Here is a 23,237-nt window from a genome sequence, read left to right as displayed (position 1 = left end):
TTATTTTGAATACAGGTTTAAAAGATATGTCTAACATGATCACCGGTACCGTTAAGTTTTTCAACGAAACCAAAGGTTTTGGCTTCATCCAGCAAGAAAACGGCCCGGACGTTTTCGTTCACTTCAGCGCCATTCAAGGTAACGGTTTCCGTACCCTGGCTGAAGGTCAGCGCGTACAGTTCTCTGTGACCCAAGGTCAGAAAGGCCCGCAGGCTGAGAACGTAACCGCTCTGTAATTCTTACAGAATTTAAGAAAGCCGTGGTACCTCTGGTGCCACGGCTTTTTGTTTATCTGGCTTCTGCTACTGACTCCCATGTGCTGAATCATGCTGCTATCGCTCTTGCTTGCTGCCACCTTGACTCCGACTTCAGATACGCCGGTACCGGTTCAATCCGCGATGGAAGCGCAGGTGATCTGCCAGCAATTTGTCCAGATCCGGATGGGCACTGCACAGCAACCTGATGAGGTGAATGCGCGACTGGTCCCTGAAAGGGAGGGGGAGTGGCTGGTGGATGGTAAAGTAAAAGGACCCGAAGGTCCTTTGCTGTTTGCCTGTCATCTTCACCAAGGGGAGCGCTGGGAGCTACTCAACTTTTCACTTTGGGCACCACAGCCGATCAAAGTGGTTTGAGTGCGACCAGTAGATGTTGCAGGTGTTCAACCATGGTCATGCCAAACGGGGTGAGATAGCCGCCATCTTCTGCGCTGATGAGCCCCTGTTGATGCAGACGGGCTGCCGCCTGGCACAACTCTTCAGACATATCGCTGCGTAATTTAATCCCTAGGCTCATGTTGGCCGGATCAAAGCATGCCAGTATTTTCAAATCGTTCACGAATTCGTTAGAAACCTGGTCGATCCCAATCATGGATTTACTCCTTACGCTAAAGATGTATGCAAACTAGCATCCCCGGATCCACTTTAGTGGGCGCTGGCTCAAATTATTGATCTTTGGCTGGATGCTGCGTTTCAAATGCTGTTTTTTTCGGCGTAATCAGATGGTTGGCTGACAGCTTCGCCAAGGGCCGAGCCGGACCAAACGTGGTAGGATAGGGCACTTCTTTATATCGGACGGTCTATTGGTGGCTGTTCGCCCTGTTCAAGGTATCGCTCATGGTCAAGATCACTCTGGTATCCCTGCTGCATTCACTTTGTACCCGCTTTCCGGTTTACCCCGCTGCTTCGTTGACGTCCCTGCTGGATGCCCATCAGGGCGAGGTGTGGTTGCCTGCACGCAAGGGGGCCGACATTGCACTGTTGCGCAAGCATGCCAAGGGGGCTCATGAGCTGGCGTCACTCGATGCGGGCTGGTGTGATTTTGCCGCCAGCGACAGAGGTGATACACCCGAGCTGGATGCACTGGCCAACTACGACAGCGAGATGATGGATAACCTGCTGATGTACTGGCACACCGCCGCCAAGATCAACAGCCCGATCACCGATAACCTGTTCGAGCTGCGTCGCGAAGTGGTGGATGAGGCCCACGGTGCCAAACTCGCTGCCGCCTGGGAGCAGCAACAACAGCTGCGTTTTGAGCAGCTGATGGCGATGGCGGCCAATGGCCGGGATCTGCTCTGCTTTGTCGAGGTGGAGTCCGCCTACTGGCTGCGGCAAAAGCTGAGCGAGCAGCCTGATGTGGAGCTGATCACCCCTGCGTTGTAAAAGGGGCAATATGATAGCTGGCGGTCTCGTTATCGAGGAGGCTGCTCTATCCTTATTGGCGTCATTGTCCTCCCCATCCGGTGCCAAGGGGCTGCAAGCTGGACAAGCTGACGACAAGATGTGAACATGGCGCCCTTTATCGAGAGAGAGACTTGGCCAATGAGCTATGAACTGAGCGACACCGAGCGCAATGCCGCGCTGCAACTGAACGCTGATTACCGTTACGATCACTTCATCAGCAAGCTGGTCGAGCATGAAGAGCTGTTCGTCCTGACTGACGAGCATGGCGTCATGATGCTGACCACCGACGATGAAGATTGCATCCCGGTATGGCCGCACCCGGAGTACGCCAAGGCGTGGGCCGAAGGTGAGTGGGCCGATTGCAAGCCGCAGTCCATCACCCTCAAGGTGTGGCTGGAGCGTTGGGTTGACGGTATGGAGCAGGACGAGCTGTGTGTTGCCGTGTTCCCGACCCCGGATCAGGAAGGCATCGTACTGGAGCCGGCCGATGTGGCTGACGCCATTGCCGAGAAGCAGGCCAAACGCGGCTGATCTCCGAGCTATTCGCAACACCGGTTGCCAACAAAGACCCCGCTATCTGGCGGGGTCTTTTGTTTTAAGGACTTTTGCCGATGGGCTGATGCAATCAGGGCTGGCGATAAGTGGTGTCGATGATAGGCTCGGCCGGGAAAGTCTTGCCACTCTTGATGGCTGCCCTAGTCTCGGATTTTAGCTCTTCATCAATCCATAGCAGACCGCCATAGCTGTAACCGCTGTTGTCGCCCCCAACAGGCCAGTAAAGCTGCTCGCTCTTGGGGGTGGCAGGTACTTTTGGCAGTTTGATCCAGCGCCAGGCGCCTTCCCGGGTGTAGGGCACCTGATAGGCGGGGACGAAGCTTGCCAGCTCATAGAGCCGCTGCTGGATCTGCCGTGACAGGGCCGCCTTTTTGGCAAAGTCGAACTCCTTGTCATACTGCTCCACCAGAGCCGTGATGGCATCGTCATCGATGTTCATGATGTTGTTGGTCTGGGGCTTGTTGGCGTTGACCTTGTGGAAGAACTCCCAATAGGCGGGATAGCGGCTGCCCGCCCAGGCCATCCAGGCGCTCTGGTGCTTTTTCTCCAGCATCGATTTGAAACCGGCCGAGGCATCCATCAGGTTGAGCTCCAGATTAAGCCCCGCCTTCTTGGCCTCTTCCCGTAGCAAGGTGAGCCGCTGGGCGTGCTCCGCCGTGGTGTAGGTGATGGCGAGGGTAAGTGACTGCCCATTGTCGTTTTGCAAAATTCCCTGCGGCCCCACTTTGTTGAAACCGGCTTTGGCAAAGTATTCCCGTGCCAGTTTGGGAGCGAACGGACGGGCCTTGATCTCGCTGTTGGTAAATTCACCCTGACCGGAGCCATAACTGTTGAGTCGCTGGTAATCCCCCCGCAGCAGGGTGGTGAGCATCTTGTCGAGGTTGAGGGCATGCTGGACCCCGAGCCGCACATCGAGATTATTCAGCTGCGGATCGGCGGTGTTGAGATAGAGCCCCATCGGCGATTGCGGAGTCTGGTTGTAGAACCAGGTACGCGTGATATAACCCTTCTCGAACTCCGCGGTGTTGGTCTTGTCGTGCCACCAGTTGGGCATCACCAGCGGGAAGGTGTCGAGATCGCCGCGCAGGAAGTGCTGCCAGGCGATGTTCAGATCCCTGAGCACCTTGATCTCGATCCGCGCAGGATTGAAGCGATGCTGGAAGTAGCGCTCGTCATCCCCCCACCAGTGTTCAATCCGTTTGAAGGTGACCGATTTACCCTTTTTCACCTGATCGAGCTGATAGGGGCCGGTGACCGGCAACACCTTCCAGTTGTACTCCTTGACCCAGTTGGCGGTGAGCTTGATGGCGTGGCTCGGCTCCGGGCTGATGGGCAGTGACTCGAGCAGATCTTGGCGGCTCTTTTCGGTGCCGCTGGTGATGGCCAGGGTGTGATCATCAAACTTGGTGATGTCTGCTATCTGAGTGCTGTAGTAGTTGTTGTACCAGGGGTCGTTGATCTCTTTGCTGCGCATCATCTTGAGGGTAAAGAGCCAGTCATCGGCGGTGACCGGCTGGCCGTCTGACCAGCGCGCTTTGGGATTGATGCGAAAATAGAGGGTCTTGTTGTCGGCGCCGAAAGCCCACTCGTTTGCCAGCATCGGCATGGGGTTGCCGGTGACGGGATGAGTGCTCAGCAGTGGCAGGTTGGTTTCCCGCACGTAACCGGCAAAGCCCCCGTTGGAGTCGGGGCCATATTTGCGCAGGGTCAGGGGGAAGCTGGTCATAAAGGTGCGAAAGGTGCCGCCGCGCTTGGCGGCCGGATCGGCATAGAGAGGATCCTGGTTGTTGCTCTCCCACTTCAAGCCAGCGGGCAGCGTGGCACTCCAGCCAAACGGGCTCCAGCACAGGGTCAGGGTGATGGCGGTGGCGCGAATGATAGGGGAGAGTCGGCACTCCCCGGCGGTGATGGTCGATGGCATGTCCTTGCTCTCCTGAAGTCTGCTTCCTGCAGATCACGCACTGGTGATGTCAGTCCCGATGGGGACTGGCTCATCATGGAAATTTTATCCTGTCAGGTCAATGAAATAGAGTGAATTAGCGGGTGGCCTAGGCCGCAACGCAGTGCAGGGTGATCCCCTTGGCCGCGATGGCAGTCCGCATGGGGGCGGGCAGGGCATCGTCGGTAACCAGCACGTTGATCTGGCCCGGCGCGCCAAGCTGGCTCGGGTGGATGGCGCCAAATTTGCTGCTGTCGGTGATCACCACATTGGTCATCCCCTTGGCCAGCACACTGTTGACCACATCGGCCCGCATCATGTCGCGGCCAGTGAAACCCATCTCGGGATGAAAACCGTCGACCCCGATAAAGGCCTTGGAGAAGTGCACCTGCTCGATGCAGAGGCGAGTGAGCGGCCCCACCACGCTCTCGCTCTGATGCTGGAACAACCCGCCGAGCAGCACCACCTGAGCCGGGGTGTCTTTGAGCAGATGGGCGATATAGCTGCTAATGGTGATGATGGTGACCCGTTTGTGCAGGGCCAGATGGCGTGCCAGCATGGCGTTGGCACTGCCCCCCTCGATAAAGACCGTCTCGCCATCTTCCACCAGCTGGGCGGCTCGCTCGGCGAGGCGCTCCTTGAGCAGGTAATTGATGTTCATCCGGGCATCCGGGTCATCGGTCTCCAGCGCCATGGCCGAGCCGTGTACCCGTCTGAGCAGTCCCTGTTTCTCCAGCGCGGTGAGGTCGTTGCGCACCGTCACCTCAGACACGCCTGTGTGTCGGGAGAGTTCACTAACGCTCATCTTGCGAGCCTGATGGACCAGAGTGAGGATCAGTTGGTGGCGTGGATTCATGGTGCGCTCACATGCAAGGTGGTGGATAGCGGCAAGCCACCCGTGGGGTGGCTTGCCAATCATATGACGTCACAGGCGCCATGGGGTGCGCCCCGTCAGAGACTGTGCTCGGTGCGGGCGATGATATCATCTTGCGCATCCGGGGATAAGGCGGTGAAGAAGGCTGAATAGCCGGCCACCCGTACCACCAGATCCCGGTATTGATCGGGATGGGCCTTGGCCGCCAGCAGGGTCTCGCGCGAGACAATGTTGTACTGCACGTGCCACCCCTTGTGCACCTCGAAGAAGGTGCGCAGCAGGCTCATCAGCTTGGCCTTGTCCCGCTTGCTCTCGAGGCTGGCCGGGCTCAGCTTTTGGTTGAGCAGCACCCCGCCGAGAATGGCCGCCGTGGGCAGCTTGCCGATGGAGTTGAATACCGCTGTCGGGCCGAGACGATCCGAACCCGACGAGGGGCTGGCCCCTTCCGCCAGCGGCGTGCGGGCATGGCGACCATCCGGGGTCGCCATGGTGGCGGCACCAAACGGCACGTTGGCGGAGATGGAGGAGGTGCCCGCATAGTAGGTACCGCCGATGGGGCCGCGGCCGAAGCGGGTGTTGTGCAGCCCCTTGAGCTCGTCGATATAGCTCTGGTAAGCCTGTACCAGCAGCAGGTCTACCTCGTCCAGATCGTTGCCATATTTGGGGGCGGCGTTGGTGAGGCGCTGGCGCAGCTGCTCCCCCGCCAGCCCGGCAAAGTCTTGCTCCAGTGCGGCGGCCAGCTCTTGCTGATCCACAATCCCCTGCTCGAACACCAGTTTCTTCAGGGCCGCCAGGCTGTTACCGAGGTTGGCGATCCCCACCTGCAGACCGGAGACCCAGTCATAGACGGCGCCCCCCTCCTTGATGGTTTTGCCGCGCTCGATGCAGTCATCCACCAGGGTGCTGCAGAGGATGTCATGGGCTTGAGCCTCCAGCACGCTGTCGACCACGCAGTCGATCTCGATGGATTTGCGGGTGAAGTAGCGCACCTGCTCATCCCAGCGGGCCATCACCTCGTCAAAGTTGCCAAAACTCCCGTCTCGCAGCGACTGGGGCTGGGGCAGGAATACCTTGCCGGTGGTGGCATCGCGGCCACCATCGAGGGAGGCCAGCAGGATGCGGGCGAAGTTGATAAAGCTCATGCCGGTGCAGCGGTAGCCCCACTTGCCGGGCACGGCGGTCTCGATGCAGCCGATGGCGGCATAGTGGTGGGCATCCTCCACGCTCACCCCGAGCTTGATGAACTCGGGGATCACCACCTCGTCGTTGTTGAAGGCGGGCATGCCAAAGCCGCAGCGGATCACCTGAATGCAGGCGTCGAGAAAATCCTCGCTCATTCCGGCGTGGTAGCGCACCGAGAGGTTGGGCTGGGTGGAGCGCAGCTGGCCGCAGGACTCCAGAATCGCGTAGGAGAGGCCGTTGACCGCGTCATGGGCACTGCCATCCTGCCAGTTCTGGCCGCCGATGGTGACGTTTTGATAGAGCGGGCTGCCAGCGGAGGCTTTGGAGTGGGTGCCGGAGCGGATCTTGTTCACTTCCAGCAACTTGAGCCAGCACCCTTGCAGCAGCTCGATGGCGCGAGGGCGTGACAGGGATTCTGACAGCTCCACTTCGCGGCGATACCAGGGGTAGAGGTACTGATCCATCCGGCCAAACGACACCGAGTGGCCGTTGGATTCGATCTGCAGAATGAGCTGGATAAAGTAGCAGAGTTGCAGTGCCTGCCAGAAGGTCTCGGGGGGCTGGTGGGCGATGTGGGCGCAGTTGAGCGCTATGGTTTCAAGCTCGCTTCGGCGCTCGGGGCGCGGCTCTTGCGCGGCCATGCTGCTGGCAAGGGCGGCGTAGCGCCCGATATGATCGCTGACCGCCTCCAGGGTGATGGCGACGGCGTGCAGGAACTGCTCGCGCTGCAGATCGCCCCAATCCGCCAGATCCAGCCGACTGCGCCGCTCGGCCACCTTGGCCTTGAAGCCATCGAGCCCCAGCGTGAGCAGCTCCTCATAGTTGACCGCGAGGTGGGCATCCCCCGAGGTCATGTTGCCCTCGGCCTTGATGATGCCGCTCTCCAGCAGCGCTTTCTGCTCGTCGGTAAAGAGGCCGAAGCAGCGATCCTGCACCGTCTGGCCGCGCCAGAAGGGGGTGAGGGCGTGGATGATCTCCTTGTCGGTTTCGCTCACCGCAAAACCGGCGCCGGGTCTGTCTGCCAGCTCGTCGATCTCCTTCTCAATCCAGCTCACCGTGTATTCGGGAAACAGCGGCGCCGCCCGCACCTGACTGGCCTGATTGCCGACGATAAGCTCGTCGTGCTTGATCCAGATGGAGCGTTCCTTGAGGTGATGGGCCAGCGCCAGAGCGCGGCGCACCGGCAGCGGCCGGGCGAGATGAGCCTGATAGGCCTCGGTGTAGTGGCGGGCACGCTCGGTGCAGACCGGTGGCTGAACGATGTGGATCAGGCTCTCTTTGTGGGCGCGGATCCGCGGGCTGAGGGTATTGAGGTCGAGCTGGGTCATGATCTTATCCTCTGGTCACAGGGGTCAGCCCCTGACGTTGGGCGTATGCATGGGCAAAGCTGAGTAAATCGGGATCGTCGAGCGGTGTGTCCGGCGCCTGATAGGGCAGATCCAGCAGGGCATATTTGCCCATCCCCAGGGTGTGGTAGGGGAGGAAGTGGATCTCCTGCACGGTGCCGAGGCTGGCAGCGGTGTCGGTGATGGAGCTGATCGATGCGCGGTCGGCATTGAAGCTGGGAATGAGCGGCACCCGGATCTGCATCGGCACGCCGTGCTCGGCGAGGCGTTTGAGGTTAGCGATGGGCAGCTCCACCTTGCCGCGGGTCCAGTGGAAGAAACGTTCTTTATCAACGTGTTTGAGATCCGCCAGCACCAGATCCAGTGAGGGGAGGCTTGGCTCAATCTGATGCCAAGGCACATGCAGGCAGCTCTCGACCGCGGTGTGCAGCCCTTCGGCCTTGCAGCGGGCCAGCAGGGACGCGGCAAAGTCGGGCTGCATAAACGGCTCGCCACCGGAGAGGGTGATGCCACCGCCGCTGCGCTCGAAGAAGGGGCGATCCCGCAAGATGGTGTCCATCAGGGTGTCCAGGGTTTCATCGCGGCCGCACACCTGCAGCGCTTCGCTTGGGCAGAGGCCGCGCAGCCGTTCCATATCATCGGCCTTGAGGGCAGAACGGCTGAGCTGGATGCCCTCGCTGTCACGCAAGATTGCCGGACAAGCCTGGCTGCAGAGCTGGCATCCCTCGATGCACTGGCGCCGGTCGAGTAGTATGTCCGGCTTGGGAGAGCGGCTTTCCGGGTTTTGACACCAGCGACAGGCCAGCGAGCACCCCTTGAGAAACACCAGGGTGCGAATGCCGGGGCCATCGTGAGTTGAATATCGTTGCAGGTCGAAAATCATACCGCCTCCTTTTGTATTCGCATTCTATTTGCTTTTGTTCGAAAGTTGATTTGATTTCGATCAAGCTGTTTGCAGATGTTTTCTCGCTAGAATGGCGACATATTGAACATCCCGTTAAGGAGTTAGAGATGGAGCTGTATCTCGATACCGCCGATGTGGCGGCAGTGCGTCGCTGGTCACGGATCCTGCCGTTGGCCGGTGTCACCACCAATCCTTCCATTACCGCCGCCGGGGGATTGCCGCTCTCCGAGCTGCTGCCCGTCTTGCGCGATGTACTGGGGCCCAAGGCGCGCCTGTTTGCCCAGGTGATGGCCAAAACTGAAACCGAGATGGTGCGCGAGGCGTTCGCTCTGCGTGAGCTGGACCCGGATCTGGTGATCAAAATCCCGGTATGCGCAGAGGGGCTGGCGGCCATCAAGAGCCTGACCGCCAACGGTGTGCCGACTTTGGGCACCGCTGTCTATACCCCGCTGCAGGGTTGGCTGGCGGCGGTGGCGGGGGCAGAGTACGTGGCGCCCTACGTCAACCGGTTGGATGCCCAGGGGGGTGACGGCATCGCCACCGTGCAGGAGCTGCAACAGCTGCTTGCGCTGCACGCGCCGAACAGCAAGGTGCTGGCGGCATCGTTCCGTACCCCGCGCCAGGCGCTCGACTGCCTGCTGGCGGGTTGCCGGTCCATCACTCTGCCGCTCGATGTGGCGGAGCAGCTGATGAACGTGCCAGCGGTGGATGCGGCGCTGGTGAAGTTCGATCAGGATTGGCAGCGCGCTTTCGGTCGCTGATTGCCTGATTGCAGTGACAGATGGGGGAGGGTGAGGAGACGCAGGAGGGGATTGGGATTGACCGACTAGACTTGTAATAGGCAGTCAGATGCGCTGACTGCCTTGCGATCTACCGGAGGTATCCCATGAGCGACCATCTGCTGCTCCCCCATGGTGAAGATCTGCGACGTGCGGTGCGCTGGCTCAGTGAGCACCACCAGTACGATATCGCCGCCATCGAAGAGGCCAGCCTGCGTTTCGATCTCTCGCCGTTGGATGAGGAGTTTCTGATCCGGCACTGGCTCGATAGCCAGCGCCAGTCGTGAGGACAGAGTTAGAAGAAGTTGGTGAGGTTGATGCCAAACTCTTTGGGGTCGACCGTGCACTCGATGCTCTCCTTCACACTCGATCTGGCCAGATCCAGCCACTGCACATCGAGGTAGTGGCGCTGGGAAGCGTGATAGATCACCTTGACCACCGGCTTGAGCGGCTGCTGCTCGTTGCGCTGCATCACGATGGCCAACCGCTGGTTTGAAAGCTGTACCAGCGTTCCCACCGGATAGACCCCCATGCACTTGATGAACTTGGTGACCAGTTCGGCATCGAAGTGCTGGTTGACTCCCTTTAGCAGAATGCGAAAGGCCTGGGTGGGTTGCATGCCAGCCTTGTAGACTCTGTCGGCAGTTACTGCGTCATAGACATCGACAATACCGCTCATGCGGGTATAGAGGGAGAGTTCATCCCCTTTGAGCCTTAGTGGGTAGCCAGTACCATCGAGCCGCTCGTGGTGGTTGGCGGCTACTTCCAGCATGGTTGGGGTGATGCCGGGGGTATTGCGGAGAATGTCGTAGCTATGCACCACATGCTGGCGCATGATGGCAAACTCCTCGTCGGTCAGCTTGCCCGGTTTGTTGAGCACCTCGTCCGGCGTCATGATCTTGCCCACGTCGTGCAACAGCCCTCCCAGAGTCAACTCCTTGAGCACGCTGCGCTCCAGCCCCAGATAACGGCCGAAGTTGGCCAGCAGGATGGCCACGTTCATGGAGTGCTCCATCAGATAGGCATCCTTGGCACGAATACGGGCCAGGCAGAGCATGGCATCGCCATGGGTGAACATGGTGTCCACCATCTCCTCGGCGACTTCGGCGAGCGGGGTGATGTCGATGGGTTCACCCGCCTTGAGCTGACGAATGAACTTGCCTTGCAGCTCGCGCGCTTCCTGATAGAGGCGGCGGATTTTAAGCTCCCGTCCTTCGCCGTTGGCACTGGCCCGGCGCCCTACCTGGGCGCTGTTGGCATTGAGGTCGGGGGAGGTAACGGCGTCACTCTCGGCACTGCCCAGCTTGCTGCGGGCCAGATCGATGCGTACCGTGAGCACCCCCTGACGTACCAGATTGGCAATTTGCGCCACGCTGGTCACCAAGCCCATCTGGGCGATCTCCATCCCACCTGTCTGGCTGGCGATAGCAATCACATACATGCCGGGTTTCAGCTGGTTGACGGGAATGACGGGATAGGATGCTTGAGACTTCATGAGGGCTTCCTGACTCTTATTATTATGAGTATCGTTCGGATGGGTCACACCGGAGAAGTGTAACATCGGATGACCAGTTCGTCATAATTGGCAACCCCTTAACAGTGGCGTTGTCGCCCCCGCCCGATATAATGACGCCCCTTTACTTGTTGGACTCCGAGGTTGTGAATGCGGCTTGATAAATTTCTGTGCGATTGTTCCGATTTGACCCGCTCGCTGGCAGGCAAACTGATCCGTCAGGGTGAGGTCATGGTGGATGGCATTGTGGTCAAGCAGCCCGCCTTTCATATCAATGAGCAGAGCCAGATCGAGTTTGACGGCGTGCTGCTGACGCTGGAGCAGCGCAACCGCTATTTCATGCTGCACAAGCCGGAAGGGTATGTCTGCTCCAACGAGGATCCGGATCACCCGACCGTCTTCTTCCTGATGGATGAACCGGCGATGGGCAAGCTGCATGTAGTGGGGCGCCTCGACCTCGATACCACGGGTCTGGTGCTGGTGACCGATGACGGTCAATGGTCCCACCGCATCACCTCGCCGCGCCACGAGTGTGCCAAGACCTATCACGTCTGGTTAGCCGATCCGGTTAGCCCGGATGCGATCGAGCTGTTCGCCGAAGGGGTATTCCTGCGTAACGAGACCGATAAAACCCGTCCTGCCCAGCTGGAAATTCTCGGCGAGTGCGAGGCCCGCCTGACCATTCACGAAGGCAAGTACCATCAGGTCAAGCGGATGTTTGCCTCCATCGGCAACAAGGTCGTTGGCTTGCATCGCGAGCGGGTGGGCGGTCTGACGCTGGATGAAGAGTTGGCACCCGGTGAATATCGTGAGCTGACCGCTGAGGAGATTGCCCTGTTCTGATCTGGGATGGTGCCGGGTGTCAGTGAGTGCTGAAACCCAGCACCAGTGCGGTGCCCAGGGTGGCAATCAGTGCCCCCGCCCAGGCGGCAATGGATGGCCGCTCTCCCGAGTGCCACCACAACAGCGGCAGCAGCAGTACCGGCGTGGTAGAGGAGAGAATGGCCACCATGCCCACCTCGCCCTGCCGCAGCGCCATCAGGATCAGCGTCATCCCCAGCCCCATCGCCAGAAAACCGTTGGTGGCAATCATGGCGAGGATATGGCGATTGACCGGTTTGAGCGGCATGGCGAGCGGCAAGCGCCCCAGCCGCAGGACGCAATGGGCCAGCAGGGCACTGCCCATCCGGATACCCGATGCACTCACCGCATCCACCTCACCACTCATCATCACCGGCTTGGCGATGATGGCTCCCAGGCTCTGACACAGTGCCGCCGTCAGGCCAAGGCCAATTCCCAGCGCCAGATTGCCACGGATCTGCTCCCACTCGTTGCTGCTACTGCGTCTGCCAAACAGGATCGCCAGCATCACGCCGGCAAAGACCAGCACGGCCCCCAGCAGTCGCCAGCTCGTCAGCTGTTCATTAAATAGCCAGAGCCCAAGCAGGGCGGAAAACAGCGCATGGCAGGAGAAGAGCAGGGCACTGCGCCTTGGCCCCAGCCGGTTCATGCAGGCAAACAGCGCGGTATCGCCCACGAAGATGCCGACCAGCCCCGAGATGGCGAGCAGGTGCAGGGCGCTTGCGGTGAGGGTTTGCCAGCCACCGGTGAGCAGACTCATGGTGCCGAGCATCAGACTGACCAGAAACATGCGCCAGCGGCTGTAGGCAAATGCGCCGAGATGAAGGGCCGGTTTGACCGAAATTAGCGCTGCAATTGCCCATAAACTGGCCGACGCGAGGGCCAGCCACTCATAACCCATAAAAACTCCTGAAAAAATTAACCCGAAAGACTCCATCTCCCGGGCAAGCCCGATACAATACGGGGCGTTTTCGGGGATAACAAGAGCGGCATCAGGCATTCATCAGGCGCGCCGTCGGCCTTCCCCTCCAGCAGTGGTGTTATTCGAGGTTTTGTCATGAGGTATGGTTTCTTCCCCAAGCTGGCGCAACGCTGGCTCTCCCCGCTATTGCTTGCCGTGCTGGCTGGGCCCCTGGCCCATGCCACCACCGTTGAGCAGCAGCCTCTGCTTGCCGATCGGCAAACCCTGGTCAAGGGCAACGGTGCCGAGCCGGAGTCGCTGGATCCGGCGCTGGTGCGCTCCGGTTTCCCGGGGGAGGCCGTGCTGGTCGATCTGTTTGAAGGGCTGGTCAGCGAAGATGGTCAGGGGCATATCGTCCCCGCTCAGGCACAGCGCTGGGAGGTGAGTGAAGATGGGCTGGAGTGGCGATTCTTCCTGCGACCCCAACTGAAATGGTCCAATGGCGAGCCGCTGGTGGCTGCTGATTTTGTCTATGCCTGGCGCCGTCTGCTCGATCCGGCCATCAACTCCCCTTCTGCCGGATTGCTGCTGGCGACGGGGATCAACAATGCGCAATCCATCTATGCCGGCGCGCTGGAGCTCGGCAATCTGGGCATTGAAGCGCAAAGCGATCAGATCCTGAAAATCACTCTGGAGCGGCCGGCCCCCTATTTCCTGCAGCTCATCAGTCAGCGCCCCTTTGTGCCGGTCAATCAGAAGGCGATAGCCCAGTTTGGCAAGCAGTGGACCGAGCCCGGCAAGTTGGTGAGCAATGGTGCGTACCGGCTGACAAGCTGGACGCCGAACGAGCGGATCGAAGCCGAGCGCAATATCCACTACTGGGACGACCTTCACAGCCGTATCGGGCGGGTCACCTACCTGCCGATCACCTCGCAACATGCAGAGCGGCTGCGCTATGAGGCTGGTGAAATACAGCTCACCAACAAGGTCTCCCTCGGCTATTACCAGAAGATGAAGCGCGAATCTCCGGAGCGGCTCTGGGGCTTGCCGCTGTTTGGCACCTATCTCTATGCGTTCAATCTGAAGCGCCCCGAACTGCAGGATGTGCGGGTGCGTCAGGCGCTCTCCATGGCGGTTGATCGACAGCAGCTCATTGGATCGGTGAGCGGGCAGGATGAACAGGCGGCATGGTCGCTGTTGCCGGAGATGCCGGGTTACCCCCGGGTGATATTGCCTGTGGCGCTTGAGGATATGCCAACCCGCCAGGCCAAAGCGGCAGCGCTGCTGTCAGCGGCCGGGTATAACAGTGCCAATCCACTCAAGCTGAGCATTACCTACAACAGCGCAGAAACCCACAAGCAGATGGCGATGGCCATTGCCGCCATGTGGCAGAAGCTGGGGGTACAGGTCACTCTCAACAGTCTGGAGTGGGGCGCCTATCAGGTGGCCAAGGATAGCGGTGATTTTCAGGTGGCCAGAAGCTTTCTGTTTGGCGATTACGTGGAGCCGTCAGCCATGCTGGGCAGCTTCCGTAGTCAGGATCTGCGCAACGAGAGCGGCTACTGCAATCCCGATTTTGATCTGTTGCTGGAGCAGGCAGCCAATACTCTGGACAGCGCGAGCCGTGTTGAACTCTACCGGCATGCCGAACAGTTGCTGCTTGAGGAGGCGCCGATCCTCCCCGTGTATCATTACAATCAGATGAGACTGGTCGATCCCGCGCTGCGGGGACTGCCCAGCCAGAATTTGAAAGGGACGATTGCCACCAAGGATCTCTATTTCAGCCCGCAGTGAGGTGCATTTCATGAAACTTGCCATCATTTCCGACATCCACGGCAGCATCATTGCGCTGGAACGGGTGCTGACCCAACTTGAGCCCTGGCAGCCGGACCACTATCTGCTGCTCGGCGATCTGCTCAACCATGGCCCGCGCAATCCTCTGCCGGAGGGATATAACCCTGCCGCCGTGGCTGATCGGCTCAACGAGCTGGCACCGCAGATCATCGCGGTGCGGGGCAATTGTGATTCCGAAGTGGATCAGATGCTGTTGCGCTTTCCCATCACAGCCCCCTACAACCAGTTGCTGGTCGATGAGCGGCGCTGGTTTGTCAGCCATGGCCATCTTTATCGCCCGGACGAGGTACAGCTACCGCCGGGTAGTCTGTTCCTGAGCGGCCACACCCATGTGCCGGTGCTGGAGTGGCAGGGGGAACGGATCTTGATGAACCCGGGGTCAATTTGTTTCCCGCGCGGCGAGTTGCCTGCCAGTTACGGGAGCTATGAGGACGGAGTACTGCGCGTCAATGCGTGTGAGGACGGGCGAGAGTTGTTGCGACTGGTGCTTTAAAACGGAGAGCAAAAATGCAAGGCCTGATAAGAGATGTCAGGCCTTGATACCGTAGGAGCGGGTGCCAGAGCGAGTGTTGCCCTTGGCGTCATAGGTCAGGCTGTTGCGATCGCGCAGCTGACTCAGAAAGGTTGCCAGACGACGGTTTGATACGATGCTCAATTCAAGCAAGCGACCGTTGATATCATTTTGTGCCTGGCAGGCATCCAGTTTTGCACGAAGTTGCGCCATCTCGTCGGGATAGGCTGCCAGCTGCAGTGCCAGTTCCGGCATCTCTGCCAGTGTCTTGTCCAGAGTTTCTATCGCAGCAAGCAACTGCTGTTTGCGCTCGGTCAGTGCGGGCAGGGCCAGTGCCTGATGCTGTTCGAGCAAGCTGAACTCCTCTTCCAGAATGCTTTGCATCTGGCTGAGGTAATCATCTTGGGTGTGCAGTAACGAAGGTAAATCCATCATCCCAGAACTTTGTCCAGATTGGCCTCGAAACTGAACATCTTCTTGGCCACAGCGTCGCTGTTAACCTGATATTCACCACTCGCGACGGCTTTTTTCAGCCGTTCGACCTTGCTCTCATTGCCGGTCGAGGCGGTATTGAGGTTTTGTTGCATCTTTTGCAATTGTTGCGCCTCACTGGTCAAGGAGACGGAGTCCAGCTTGACACTAGCCGCTTTGTTTTCGGGCGATGAGGTGACTGACTTGCTGCCTGTCCCCTGACTATTAGCGGTATTTTGTAACCGATTATTCGCCAAGTTGTTGATATTGTTGATGGCCATTTTAGTTACCTTCGTCTGCTTTAAGGTTTGCTTACCTGTTTATCGGTGCGGCAGATCAAAACTTTAGAAAAAAGTTGTCAAGGATCCGGATTTAAAAAGTGACCGATACGGCACCTACTGCACTGACTTTACCCTCAACGGTTTTGCCGGAGCGAATATTGACGAGTTTGATGATCTCTCCGAAGCTGCCATCTTGCAAGGCTCGGGCCATGGTTTTGATCTGGAAGTTGCTATTTTCTGCCGTCAGGGTGACCTGATCCCCTTTGCACACGACACAAACCTGGCTCAAACGGATGGGTTGCCCAGGTTTTAGCTCCCGCTTGCTGCGTACTCCGACAAGAGGGGCTGTGTCAGTCAGGTAGTCGCCGCGGATAAGGGTCTGATCCTGATAGGCCAACACCAGCTGGCTTTCACTCAGTAGGTCCCCCTTGGCGATGGGGTTGGTCACAGTGACATAGGGCTTTTGAATGCTGACCCTTACCGGTAAGTAGACATCCCAGGGTTTTTCTTCCTCACACTTCATGTAAACAGTTGTATTACGACGAATTTCCATTTTTGCTGGCAAGCTGATGGTCAACAGATCATCGCAACGGGTTAGCGGGAGTCTCTCATCAAGGGTCGCGGCAGTGACCTCTGCTCTGGCATCCAGCGGCAGATCGAGTTGACCATAAACGAACTCTTGTGCCTGCTCTCTCAGATAGGTTGTGACATCCGAGGCATGGCTCGAGGATATGCTGCCAAAAAAGAGGCTGATGAGTAAAAGTCGGTTAATCATTTTCGCTCGTCGGTCGATAAGTTGTTCACGCATATCACCATATTTAACTATGATTGCTTCAGAATCTGTTTGTTGTCACATCGATAGTCTGACGCAATCCATCACGCATGCATGATTAATGCCAAGCGTTTTTAGGGAGTGTTTATGGCCAGTATCCTGGACTCGGTCAACCAACGTACCCAGCTAGTGGGGCAAAACCGGCTGGAATTGTTGTTGTTTCGTCTCAATGGACGTCAAAGATTTGGCATCAACGTATTCAAAGTGCGTGAAGTGTTGCAGTGCCCCCCCTTGACCGTGATGCCCAAGTTGAACTCCTGTATTCGCGGAGTGGCTCATATTCGTGGCCAGACTATCTCGGTCATCGATCTCAGCATGGCAATGGGCAAGCGCCCCATTGAAGATTTGAGCAAGTGCTTCATTATCATCTCCGAGTACAACCGCTCCATTCAGGGTTTTTTGGTGCACTCGGTCGAGCGCATCATCAATATGAACTGGGAATCTATCCTTCCTCCCCCCAAGGGGGCTGGTCGCATCAACTATATGACGGCGGTTACCGAGGTTGATGGCGAGTTGGTCGAGATCCTCGACGTTGAACGTATTCTCAACGAAATATCTCCGGTTTCTACTGAGGTCAGCCAGGAGCTGGTGGAGGCCAGTGTCGAGCATCCGACCTTGGGACGTCCCGTATTGGTTGCTGACGACTCTTCGGTTGCGCGCAAACAGGTACAGCGTGCGCTGGAGGCGATCGGAGTTGAATGCGTGCTGGCAAAAGATGGCCGCGAAGCATTGAACATGCTGCTGGAGATGACCAAAAATGGCCCTATCAAGGATCAGATTGCGCTGGTGATTTCCGATATCGAAATGCCCGAGATGGATGGCTATACATTCACTGCCGAGATCCGGAATAATCCCAATCTCAAAGATTTGCATGTTATTCTGCATACCTCGCTCAGTGGTGTATTTAACCAGGCTATGGTGCAAAAAGTTGGTGCAAACAACTTTATTGCCAAGTTCCAGCCTGATGAATTGGCCAAAGCCGTACAAAACGCACTCTAATTTAAAGAAGAACAGCTGCATGAAGACACTTTCGGATGACCTATACAAACAGTTCAGCAACTTTCTTGCGGTTCAGAGCGGGATCGTGCTGGGTGATAACAAACAGTATCTGGTGAAGAGCCGTCTTTCACCTTTGATGGCACAGTTTGGCATCGAGAGTCTGTCTGAACTGGTCACCCGTGCAATGAGTGTACGAGAGCGTGACCTGAAAATGGCGGTCGTTGATGCGATGACCACCAACGAGACCCTCTGGTTTCGTGATACCTATCCGTTTCAGCTTCTTACCGACAAGATTTTCCCCGAGTTGGGGAAAAGTGGCCGCCCCATCAAGATCTGGTCGGCTGCATCCTCGTCAGGTCAGGAGCCCTATTCCATTGCCATGACGGCGCTGGAGCAGCAGATGAAGAAGCCGGGTACCTTGCCCGGTGGAGTGCAGATTGTCGGGACAGACATATCGACTACCATGCTCAATCAGTGCAAGGAAGGGGTATATGACAGTCTGGCTTTGGCACGCGGATTGTCGCCAGAGCGCAAGAAGATGTTTTTTGAGCCCTATGGTGACAACAAAATGCGGGTGGTAGAGCGAGTCAGAAAATTGACCACCTTCCGGCCGCTCAATCTGCTGGAGAGTTATAGTCTGCTCGGTAAATTTGACATCATTTTTTGCCGTAACGTGCTTATCTACTTTGCACCGGAAGTGAAGTCAAAAATCCTCAACCAGTTTGCATCCAGCCTCAATCCTGGTGGATACCTGATGCTGGGAGCGTCGGAATCGCTGGCGGGTTTGACTGACCGATTCGAGATGATTCGGTGCAATCCCGGAATTGTTTACAAGGTCAAATAACGTTGCAGCCCACGGTATTCAATGAGTTGTGATTGGTGACATTGTTTATAAGAGAAGGAGGCACAGTGCCTCCTTCTCTCTTTATGGCTCCATTCTTATGGCTCCATTCGTGATGGCATTGCGCCATGTTCCTATCTATCGCGCAGCAGATCCTTGCACTCCGTCTAAAGGCTTTTATAGCTAGGCTCGACGGCCCGCAGCATTTTGAAAATCGTCTGGCACATCTCTTGCAGGCAAAATATACCAAGCAGGAGGTGTGCTATGGCTTTTTCATTCGACAAGGCATTCGGTGTGCATCAACACACCATAAGCGTTCGCGCCAAGCGTGCTGAGGTGCTTTCCAGCAATATTGCCAACGCAGATACCCCGGGCTTCAAAGCCAGGGATATCAATTTTGCTCAGGCATTGCAGGAAGCACAGTCGCATCAGGGGTTTGGTTTGGCAACGACCAGCGAAAAGCACTTTGCCTTGAATATGGACGCCCCGGGTACTGTGCAATATCGCAACCCGCTGCAACCGGATACCGGTGACGGCAATACAGTCGATGTGCAGCAGGAGCGCAGCGAATTTCTGCGTAATAGCCTCGAGTATCAAACCTCCCTTGAATTTATGAATAGCAAGATCAGTGGCCTGCTCAAGGCCCTGAAAGGAGAGCAGTGATGAGTTTGTTCAAGGTCTTTGACATAGCAGGCTCGGCTATGAGTGCACAGTCAGTGCGCCTCAACACGGTTGCCAGCAATATGGCCAACGCGGACAGCGTCAGCTCCAGTGTGGAAAATACTTACCACGCCAGGCGGCCAGTCTTTGCCGCCCAGCTCGATCAGGCGATGTCTGACAAACAGGGTTCAGTCGGGGTTGAGGTGAAGGGGATTGTCGAGAGCAAGGCGCCACTACTCAAGGAGTACAACCCCAACCACCCGATGGCGGACAAAGACGGCTTTATCTTCAAACCAAACGTCAACATGGTTGAAGAGATGGCCGACATGATCAACTCCTCGCGCAGCTACCAGACCAACGTACAGGTTGCTGATTCGGCCAAGAAGATGCTGCAGCAGACACTCCAGCTTGGCAAATCCTGATAGGAGGGATGCAGCATGGTCGATACAACCAACAGTGCTAACGGTATAAGCCGTACCACGACCCAGACGACAGGCACTACCACGACGCCCAAGAAAGAGCTGGATCAGGCTTCCTTTCTAAAGCTGCTGACCATGCAGCTGTCGTATCAGGATCCTTTCAAGCCTGTTGATAACGCCCAGATGCTCTCCCAGATGGCATCCATGTCGACATCTGAGGGGATCAGCAGTTTGTCCACTCAGATGGGTAAGCTTAATGACCAGATGATTTCCAGTCAGGCACTGCAAGCCTCCGCATTGGTGGGACAAAATGTGCTGTTGCAGAGCAATACCGGCTATCTGGATAAGGAGGGCTCTCTCCCCGGTGTTGTGGCTGTGGGAACGACGAATAAATATTCGAGCGTCAAGGTCACCATCGAAGATGAAAAAGGCCTGGTTATCAAGGAATTCTCTCTCGAAGGGGAGCAGCGAGGCAACGTTGAAGTTGCCTGGGATGGCACAGACAAAGATGGAAAGCGGGTCAAGTCAGGTAAATATGTGATTAAGGCAAGCGGTACTCTGGATGGCAAATCCGAAAGTATTGCTGCTTATGCTTACGGCAAGGTGGATAGTGTGGCGCTGGGCAATGCGAGCAATCCGACAATGCTTAACGTGAAAGGCTTGGGTAGCACGCTGTTGAGTAGCATCTTGCAAATTTCAGGAACTAATTCAAACCAGACGGTTACACCGTCAAAAACCACGTCGACAGCATCGATCTAAGGAGCTGGATATGTCATTTAACAATGCCTTGAGCGGTGTCAACGCGGCACAAAAAGACTTGAACGTCACCGCCAACAACATTGCCAACGTTAACACCATGGGCTTTAAAGAGTCCCGTGCCGAGTTTGCGGATGTCTACGCCAACTCCATTTTTGTCAATGCCAAGACCCAGGTCGGTAATGGTGTGGCGACTGGCGCGGTTGCCCAGCAGTTCCACCAAGGGGCGTTGCAATTTACCAATAACGCGCTGGACCTGGCGATTCAGGGGAATGGCTTCTTTGTGACCTCTGACGGTCTGACCAATCTGGATCGCACCTATACCCGTGCCGGGGCCTTCAAGCTCAATGAAAACAGCTATATGGTCAATAATCAGGGCCATTATCTGCAAGGTTATGAAATTAACGCCGATGGCACGCCCAAAGCAGTGAGTATCAATGCTACCAAGCCTATTCAGATCCCTGACAAGGCTGGTGAACCAATCAAGACATCCAAAATTGACGCCAGTTTCAACCTGCCGTCTACAGCATCGCCGCTGCCTGCTGGCGCCGGTGCCGGTGATGCCTCAACCTTTGATCCAAAAGATTCGAAAACCTACTCATCTTCTACCTCCGTGGTGATTTATGACTCATTGGGTGAGCCGCATACCATCACGCAATATTTTGTCAAAGAAGCTGACCCGGCAGATCTGACCAAACCGGCCAACCCAACAGCTTGGCGTATGTATCTTTACCAAGGGGATAAGCCTATTGATATTGTTGGTGGTGTAACGCCTACCATGACGGCAGGCCTGAGCCAGGCGCCTGCTGGTGCAAGAGTTACCTTCGGGGCTGATGGCAAGATGATTACTCCGACTACACCGGCGACCATCAAGACAGAGCAACTGGGAACCGTGGGCGCAGCTGGCGCAGGTATCATTACTAACGGCGCAGATCCCACCCAGCAGGTGGATATCAATTTTGGAACCGTGACCCAATACGCCTCACCGTTTGAAGTCAACAAGTTGACTCAGGATGGTTCCACTGTCGGCCGGTTGACCAAGGTGGAGATCACTCCGGACGGCATCGTGTCCGCGACTTACAGTAACGCAACCACCATCAAGGTGGCCATGGTGGCAATGGCCAAGTTTGCCAACTCGCAAGGATTGACTCAGGTTGGCGATACCTCCTGGCGACAGTCCCTGCTCTCTGGCGATGCCTTGCCGGGGACGCCAAACTCAGGGACATTTGGCACCATCAAATCATCCTCCCTGGAGCAGTCCAACGTGGATTTGACCTCCGAGCTTGTGGACCTGATCACTGCTCAGCGTAACTTCCAGGCCAACTCTCGTTCTCTGGAGGTCAACAGTTCGCTGCAGCAGACCATCCTGCAGATCCGTTAATCGCGCAATACATGATAATGAGAGGGGGCTTGGCCCCCTCTCTGTTTCTGTCGCATTCCCATCCTCCTTATCCCCCATATTTCTGCTGTTGGCACTCTAATTGCATTTCTCCTGTCAGAGTCATCTGTTTGACGGAGAATTCCATGGATCACCTGCTTTATATCGCCATGTCCGGGGCCAAAGAGACCATGAACAGCCTGGCTGTTCGGGGCAACAACCTCGCCAATGCCAATACCACCGGCTTCAAGTCCGATTTTGAGCAGGCGAGAAGCATGCAGGCGTTCGGAGAGGGCTTGCCAAGCCGGGTGTTTGCCATGGCTGAGCGCCCGGGTCAGAACCTGCAGCATGGCATGCTGATGACCACCGGACGGGATCTGGACGTGGCGGTGGATGGTCCTGGCTGGATTGCCGTGCAGGATCCCAAGGGGGGCGAGGCCTATACCCGCATGGGGAATTTGCAGGTCAATGCGACCGGCAACTTGCAGACCTCGACCGGCCTGAATGTGGTGGATGACGGCGGTCAGCCAATCGTGTTGCCGATGCCGATGGAGAAACTCGAGATCAATCGGGATGGCACCATCAGCGGTCGTCCGGAGGGGGCTGCCGCCAACTTGCCGGAAGATTTTCAGCGGATCAAGCTGGTCAACCCGGCCGCCGATGCGGTGGAGAAGGGGCAAGATGGTCTGTTTCGCCGCAAGGATGGTCAGAATGAACCCGCCTCTGCCAACGTTGGCCTGATTGCTGGCTCCCTTGAGGGGAGCAACGTCAATGTGGTGGATGAGATGACCAACCTGATCCGGCTGCAACGCCAGTTCGAAACCCAGGTCAAAATCATGAAGACGGCCGAAGAGAATGATGAAGCTCAAACCCAACTGCTGCGAATCAGCTAATCAAGGAGTTACCTATGAATCCCGCACTCTGGATCAGCAAGACCGGGTTGGATGCACAGCAGACCAATATTTCGGTTACTTCGAACAACCTGGCGAACGCCAGCACCGTGGGCTTCAAAAAGTCACGGGCCATCTTTGAAGATCTGCTGTATCAAAACATCAATCAGCCCGGTGGCCGCTCCTCTGCTGATACCGAGCTCCCCTCCGGCCTGATGCTGGGGGCGGGTGCCAAGGTGGTGGCGACCCAGAAAAACCACAGCCAGGGCAACGTACAAACCACTGACAACTCGCTCGATTTGATGATCAGTGGTCGTGGCTACTTTGAAATTCAGCTGCCGGATGGCAGTGCGGCCTATACCCGCAACGGTCAGTTCACCCTCAACGATGAAGGGACCATAGTGACCCCGGGTAATGGCTACCCGCTGCAACCGGAAATCCAGATCCCGGAAAACGCCCAGAGCGTTACGGTGGGTGAAGATGGTCAGGTCTCGGTGCAGCTCAAGGGCGATGGCGCTTCTCAGGTTGTCGGTCAGATCAACATCTCCGACTTCGTTAATGCCAGCGGCTTGCAGCCGATGGGGGAGAACATGTTTGTCGAGACCCAATCCAGCGGTGCTGCCGCGCAGGGGACTGCCGGTGCCGATGGTTTGGGGGTGATCAAGCAGGGGATGCTGGAGACCTCCAACGTCAACGTGACCGAAGAGCTGGTAAACCTCATTCAGGCTCAGCGGGTCTACGAGATGAACTCCAAGGTGCTCTCCGCCGTGGACGGCATGATGTCCTTCCTGATCCAGCGTACTTAATTA

The 23,237-nt window shown here is 57.1% G+C and carries 27 protein-coding genes; 17 read left to right on the top strand and 10 right to left on the bottom strand.

Annotated elements, in window-relative coordinates:
• Positions 1-26 precede the first annotated feature (26 nt).
• Both ACTG2G_RS22580 and ACTG2G_RS22575 read left to right on the top strand, forming a co-directional pair.
• Entirely contained in the window at positions 27-236 is a 210-nt protein-coding gene (locus ACTG2G_RS22580) for a cold-shock protein (protein ID WP_005302803.1), read from the top strand.
• 90 nt (positions 237-326) lie between these two features.
• Positions 327-632 carry a hypothetical protein gene (locus ACTG2G_RS22575; RefSeq protein ID WP_421204648.1) on the top strand — a complete coding sequence of 102 codons (306 nt, stop codon included), beginning with the start codon at positions 327-329 and terminating at the stop codon, positions 630-632.
• Here ACTG2G_RS22575 and ACTG2G_RS22570 read toward each other — a convergent pair.
• Complete coding sequence (locus ACTG2G_RS22570) at positions 619-867, bottom strand: TIGR02647 family protein (RefSeq protein WP_005334209.1); 249 nt, start codon at positions 865-867, stop codon at positions 619-621. The two genes, ACTG2G_RS22575 and ACTG2G_RS22570, sit on opposite strands and share 14 nt — an antisense overlap.
• 245 nt (positions 868-1,112) lie before the next feature.
• Here ACTG2G_RS22570 and ACTG2G_RS22565 point away from each other — a divergent pair, with 245 nt between their 5' ends.
• The gene (locus tag ACTG2G_RS22565; protein ID WP_429204919.1) at positions 1,113-1,661 is read left to right on the top strand and encodes a hypothetical protein; all 549 of its coding nucleotides are present in this window, start codon (positions 1,113-1,115) and stop codon (positions 1,659-1,661) included.
• A 159-nt stretch (positions 1,662-1,820) separates the two neighbouring features.
• Complete coding sequence (locus ACTG2G_RS22560) at positions 1,821-2,213, top strand: DUF2750 domain-containing protein (protein WP_005334204.1); 393 nt, start codon at positions 1,821-1,823, stop codon at positions 2,211-2,213.
• Between the two features lie 94 nt (positions 2,214-2,307).
• On the opposite strand, the gene ACTG2G_RS22555 is transcribed toward ACTG2G_RS22560, so the two are convergent.
• The 4 genes from ACTG2G_RS22555 to ACTG2G_RS22540 all read right to left on the bottom strand — a co-directional run bounded on the left by ACTG2G_RS22555 (position 2,308) and on the right by ACTG2G_RS22540 (position 8,461).
• The gene (locus ACTG2G_RS22555) at positions 2,308-4,158 is read right to left on the bottom strand and encodes an extracellular solute-binding protein (RefSeq protein ID WP_439985858.1); all 1,851 of its coding nucleotides are present in this window, start codon (positions 4,156-4,158) and stop codon (positions 2,308-2,310) included.
• Positions 4,159-4,285: 127 nt separating this feature from the next.
• Complete coding sequence (locus ACTG2G_RS22550) at positions 4,286-5,032, bottom strand: DeoR/GlpR family DNA-binding transcription regulator (protein ID WP_113738736.1); 747 nt, start codon at positions 5,030-5,032, stop codon at positions 4,286-4,288.
• 95 nt (positions 5,033-5,127) lie between these two features.
• Complete coding sequence (locus ACTG2G_RS22545; protein ID WP_429204923.1) at positions 5,128-7,560, bottom strand: formate C-acetyltransferase/glycerol dehydratase family glycyl radical enzyme; 2,433 nt, start codon at positions 7,558-7,560, stop codon at positions 5,128-5,130.
• Positions 7,561-7,564: 4 nt separating this feature from the next.
• Complete coding sequence (locus tag ACTG2G_RS22540; RefSeq protein WP_421386025.1) at positions 7,565-8,461, bottom strand: glycyl-radical enzyme activating protein; 897 nt, start codon at positions 8,459-8,461, stop codon at positions 7,565-7,567.
• A gap of 128 nt (positions 8,462-8,589) precedes the next feature.
• Between ACTG2G_RS22540 and fsa the strand changes: the two genes are divergently transcribed.
• Both fsa and ACTG2G_RS22530 read left to right on the top strand, forming a co-directional pair.
• Positions 8,590-9,243, top strand: coding sequence for a fructose-6-phosphate aldolase (gene fsa / locus ACTG2G_RS22535; protein ID WP_439985857.1), 654 nt, complete (start codon positions 8,590-8,592; stop codon positions 9,241-9,243).
• A 125-nt stretch (positions 9,244-9,368) separates the two neighbouring features.
• A complete protein-coding gene (locus ACTG2G_RS22530) occupies positions 9,369-9,548 on the top strand; it encodes a hypothetical protein (protein WP_216954119.1) in 180 nt (59 codons plus the stop codon).
• A gap of 8 nt (positions 9,549-9,556) precedes the next feature.
• Here ACTG2G_RS22530 and ACTG2G_RS22525 read toward each other — a convergent pair whose 3' ends face one another.
• Positions 9,557-10,756 carry an HD-GYP domain-containing protein gene (locus ACTG2G_RS22525; RefSeq protein WP_421386023.1) on the bottom strand — a complete coding sequence of 400 codons (1,200 nt, stop codon included), beginning with the start codon at positions 10,754-10,756 and terminating at the stop codon, positions 9,557-9,559.
• Between the two features lie 168 nt (positions 10,757-10,924).
• Here ACTG2G_RS22525 and rsuA point away from each other — a divergent pair, with 168 nt between their 5' ends.
• Positions 10,925-11,617 carry a 16S rRNA pseudouridine(516) synthase RsuA gene (gene rsuA / locus ACTG2G_RS22520; protein WP_421386022.1) on the top strand — a complete coding sequence of 231 codons (693 nt, stop codon included), beginning with the start codon at positions 10,925-10,927 and terminating at the stop codon, positions 11,615-11,617.
• A gap of 19 nt (positions 11,618-11,636) precedes the next feature.
• Here the strand turns inward: rsuA and ACTG2G_RS22515 are convergent, their stop codons facing one another.
• Positions 11,637-12,536, bottom strand: coding sequence for a DMT family transporter (locus ACTG2G_RS22515; RefSeq protein ID WP_421386021.1), 900 nt, complete (start codon positions 12,534-12,536; stop codon positions 11,637-11,639).
• A 156-nt stretch (positions 12,537-12,692) separates the two neighbouring features.
• Here ACTG2G_RS22515 and ACTG2G_RS22510 point away from each other — a divergent pair, with 156 nt between their 5' ends.
• Complete coding sequence (locus tag ACTG2G_RS22510) at positions 12,693-14,330, top strand: peptide ABC transporter substrate-binding protein (RefSeq protein ID WP_439985856.1); 1,638 nt, start codon at positions 12,693-12,695, stop codon at positions 14,328-14,330.
• Positions 14,331-14,340: 10 nt separating this feature from the next.
• The gene (gene yfcE / locus ACTG2G_RS22505) at positions 14,341-14,883 is read left to right on the top strand and encodes a phosphodiesterase (RefSeq protein ID WP_043823319.1); all 543 of its coding nucleotides are present in this window, start codon (positions 14,341-14,343) and stop codon (positions 14,881-14,883) included.
• Positions 14,884-14,919: 36 nt separating this feature from the next.
• Here the strand turns inward: yfcE and ACTG2G_RS22500 are convergent, their stop codons facing one another.
• From ACTG2G_RS22500 to flgA, 3 genes are all read right to left on the bottom strand, one after another.
• Complete coding sequence (locus ACTG2G_RS22500) at positions 14,920-15,336, bottom strand: flagella synthesis protein FlgN (RefSeq protein WP_167558034.1); 417 nt, start codon at positions 15,334-15,336, stop codon at positions 14,920-14,922.
• On the bottom strand, positions 15,333-15,653 hold the full coding sequence (flgM, locus tag ACTG2G_RS22495) for a flagellar biosynthesis anti-sigma factor FlgM (RefSeq protein ID WP_421386020.1): 321 nt from the start codon (positions 15,651-15,653) through the stop codon (positions 15,333-15,335). The genes ACTG2G_RS22500 and flgM overlap by 4 nt, the downstream gene beginning before the upstream one ends.
• Positions 15,654-15,744: 91 nt before the next feature.
• Complete coding sequence (gene flgA / locus ACTG2G_RS22490; protein WP_421386043.1) at positions 15,745-16,428, bottom strand: flagellar basal body P-ring formation chaperone FlgA; 684 nt, start codon at positions 16,426-16,428, stop codon at positions 15,745-15,747.
• Between the two features lie 144 nt (positions 16,429-16,572).
• On the opposite strand from flgA, the gene ACTG2G_RS22485 reads away from it, so the two are divergent.
• From ACTG2G_RS22485 to flgG, 8 genes are all read left to right on the top strand, one after another.
• Positions 16,573-17,484 carry a chemotaxis protein CheV gene (locus ACTG2G_RS22485; RefSeq protein ID WP_005344523.1) on the top strand — a complete coding sequence of 304 codons (912 nt, stop codon included), beginning with the start codon at positions 16,573-16,575 and terminating at the stop codon, positions 17,482-17,484.
• A 19-nt stretch (positions 17,485-17,503) separates the two neighbouring features.
• Entirely contained in the window at positions 17,504-18,328 is an 825-nt protein-coding gene (locus ACTG2G_RS22480) for a CheR family methyltransferase (RefSeq protein ID WP_421386019.1), read from the top strand.
• 261 nt (positions 18,329-18,589) lie between these two features.
• On the top strand, positions 18,590-18,988 hold the full coding sequence (gene flgB, locus ACTG2G_RS22475) for a flagellar basal body rod protein FlgB (protein WP_019446132.1): 399 nt from the start codon (positions 18,590-18,592) through the stop codon (positions 18,986-18,988).
• On the top strand, positions 18,988-19,407 hold the full coding sequence (flgC, locus tag ACTG2G_RS22470; protein WP_421386018.1) for a flagellar basal body rod protein FlgC: 420 nt from the start codon (positions 18,988-18,990) through the stop codon (positions 19,405-19,407). The genes flgB and flgC overlap by 1 nt, the downstream gene beginning before the upstream one ends.
• Positions 19,408-19,422: 15 nt before the next feature.
• The gene (locus ACTG2G_RS22465; RefSeq protein WP_421386017.1) at positions 19,423-20,163 is read left to right on the top strand and encodes a flagellar hook assembly protein FlgD; all 741 of its coding nucleotides are present in this window, start codon (positions 19,423-19,425) and stop codon (positions 20,161-20,163) included.
• Positions 20,164-20,173: 10 nt separating this feature from the next.
• Entirely contained in the window at positions 20,174-21,541 is a 1,368-nt protein-coding gene (gene flgE, locus ACTG2G_RS22460; RefSeq protein ID WP_139459808.1) for a flagellar hook protein FlgE, read from the top strand.
• 143 nt (positions 21,542-21,684) lie between these two features.
• The gene (gene flgF, locus ACTG2G_RS22455) at positions 21,685-22,431 is read left to right on the top strand and encodes a flagellar basal-body rod protein FlgF (protein WP_005334159.1); all 747 of its coding nucleotides are present in this window, start codon (positions 21,685-21,687) and stop codon (positions 22,429-22,431) included.
• A gap of 14 nt (positions 22,432-22,445) precedes the next feature.
• Positions 22,446-23,234, top strand: coding sequence for a flagellar basal-body rod protein FlgG (gene flgG / locus ACTG2G_RS22450; protein WP_005334158.1), 789 nt, complete (start codon positions 22,446-22,448; stop codon positions 23,232-23,234).
• The last annotated feature ends 3 nt before the right edge of the window (positions 23,235-23,237 follow it).

The organism is Aeromonas sp. 55A (assembly GCF_051919665.1).
In the GTDB taxonomy this organism is placed as follows: Bacteria; Pseudomonadota; Gammaproteobacteria; order Enterobacterales; family Aeromonadaceae; genus Aeromonas; species Aeromonas veronii.
Note: the sequence above shows the minus strand (reverse complement) of the source record. Positions and strands in the feature narration are given on the sequence as shown.

Bases quoted from the DNA above. Each gene is read 5' to 3' on its own strand.
- ACTG2G_RS22580 (WP_005302803.1), top strand. From the start codon at position 27: ATGTCTAACATGATCACCGGTACCGTTAAGTTTTTCAACGAAACCAAA.
- ACTG2G_RS22575 (WP_421204648.1), top strand. From the start codon at position 327: ATGCTGCTATCGCTCTTGCTTGCTGCCACCTTGACTCCGACTTCAGAT.
- ACTG2G_RS22570 (WP_005334209.1), bottom strand. From the start codon at position 867: ATGATTGGGATCGACCAGGTTTCTAACGAATTCGTGAACGATTTGAAA.
- ACTG2G_RS22565 (WP_429204919.1), top strand. From the start codon at position 1,113: ATGGTCAAGATCACTCTGGTATCCCTGCTGCATTCACTTTGTACCCGC.
- ACTG2G_RS22560 (WP_005334204.1), top strand. From the start codon at position 1,821: ATGAGCTATGAACTGAGCGACACCGAGCGCAATGCCGCGCTGCAACTG.
- ACTG2G_RS22555 (WP_439985858.1), bottom strand. From the start codon at position 4,158: ATGCCATCGACCATCACCGCCGGGGAGTGCCGACTCTCCCCTATCATT.
- ACTG2G_RS22550 (WP_113738736.1), bottom strand. From the start codon at position 5,032: ATGAATCCACGCCACCAACTGATCCTCACTCTGGTCCATCAGGCTCGC.
- ACTG2G_RS22545 (WP_429204923.1), bottom strand. From the start codon at position 7,560: ATGACCCAGCTCGACCTCAATACCCTCAGCCCGCGGATCCGCGCCCAC.
- ACTG2G_RS22540 (WP_421386025.1), bottom strand. From the start codon at position 8,461: ATGATTTTCGACCTGCAACGATATTCAACTCACGATGGCCCCGGCATT.
- fsa (WP_439985857.1), top strand. From the start codon at position 8,590: ATGGAGCTGTATCTCGATACCGCCGATGTGGCGGCAGTGCGTCGCTGG.
- ACTG2G_RS22530 (WP_216954119.1), top strand. From the start codon at position 9,369: ATGAGCGACCATCTGCTGCTCCCCCATGGTGAAGATCTGCGACGTGCG.
- ACTG2G_RS22525 (WP_421386023.1), bottom strand. From the start codon at position 10,756: ATGAAGTCTCAAGCATCCTATCCCGTCATTCCCGTCAACCAGCTGAAA.
- rsuA (WP_421386022.1), top strand. From the start codon at position 10,925: ATGCGGCTTGATAAATTTCTGTGCGATTGTTCCGATTTGACCCGCTCG.
- ACTG2G_RS22515 (WP_421386021.1), bottom strand. From the start codon at position 12,536: ATGGGTTATGAGTGGCTGGCCCTCGCGTCGGCCAGTTTATGGGCAATT.
- ACTG2G_RS22510 (WP_439985856.1), top strand. From the start codon at position 12,693: ATGAGGTATGGTTTCTTCCCCAAGCTGGCGCAACGCTGGCTCTCCCCG.
- yfcE (WP_043823319.1), top strand. From the start codon at position 14,341: ATGAAACTTGCCATCATTTCCGACATCCACGGCAGCATCATTGCGCTG.
- ACTG2G_RS22500 (WP_167558034.1), bottom strand. From the start codon at position 15,336: ATGATGGATTTACCTTCGTTACTGCACACCCAAGATGATTACCTCAGC.
- flgM (WP_421386020.1), bottom strand. From the start codon at position 15,653: ATGGCCATCAACAATATCAACAACTTGGCGAATAATCGGTTACAAAAT.
- flgA (WP_421386043.1), bottom strand. From the start codon at position 16,428: ATGATTAACCGACTTTTACTCATCAGCCTCTTTTTTGGCAGCATATCC.
- ACTG2G_RS22485 (WP_005344523.1), top strand. From the start codon at position 16,573: ATGGCCAGTATCCTGGACTCGGTCAACCAACGTACCCAGCTAGTGGGG.
- ACTG2G_RS22480 (WP_421386019.1), top strand. From the start codon at position 17,504: ATGAAGACACTTTCGGATGACCTATACAAACAGTTCAGCAACTTTCTT.
- flgB (WP_019446132.1), top strand. From the start codon at position 18,590: ATGGCTTTTTCATTCGACAAGGCATTCGGTGTGCATCAACACACCATA.
- flgC (WP_421386018.1), top strand. From the start codon at position 18,988: ATGAGTTTGTTCAAGGTCTTTGACATAGCAGGCTCGGCTATGAGTGCA.
- ACTG2G_RS22465 (WP_421386017.1), top strand. From the start codon at position 19,423: ATGGTCGATACAACCAACAGTGCTAACGGTATAAGCCGTACCACGACC.
- flgE (WP_139459808.1), top strand. From the start codon at position 20,174: ATGTCATTTAACAATGCCTTGAGCGGTGTCAACGCGGCACAAAAAGAC.
- flgF (WP_005334159.1), top strand. From the start codon at position 21,685: ATGGATCACCTGCTTTATATCGCCATGTCCGGGGCCAAAGAGACCATG.
- flgG (WP_005334158.1), top strand. From the start codon at position 22,446: ATGAATCCCGCACTCTGGATCAGCAAGACCGGGTTGGATGCACAGCAG.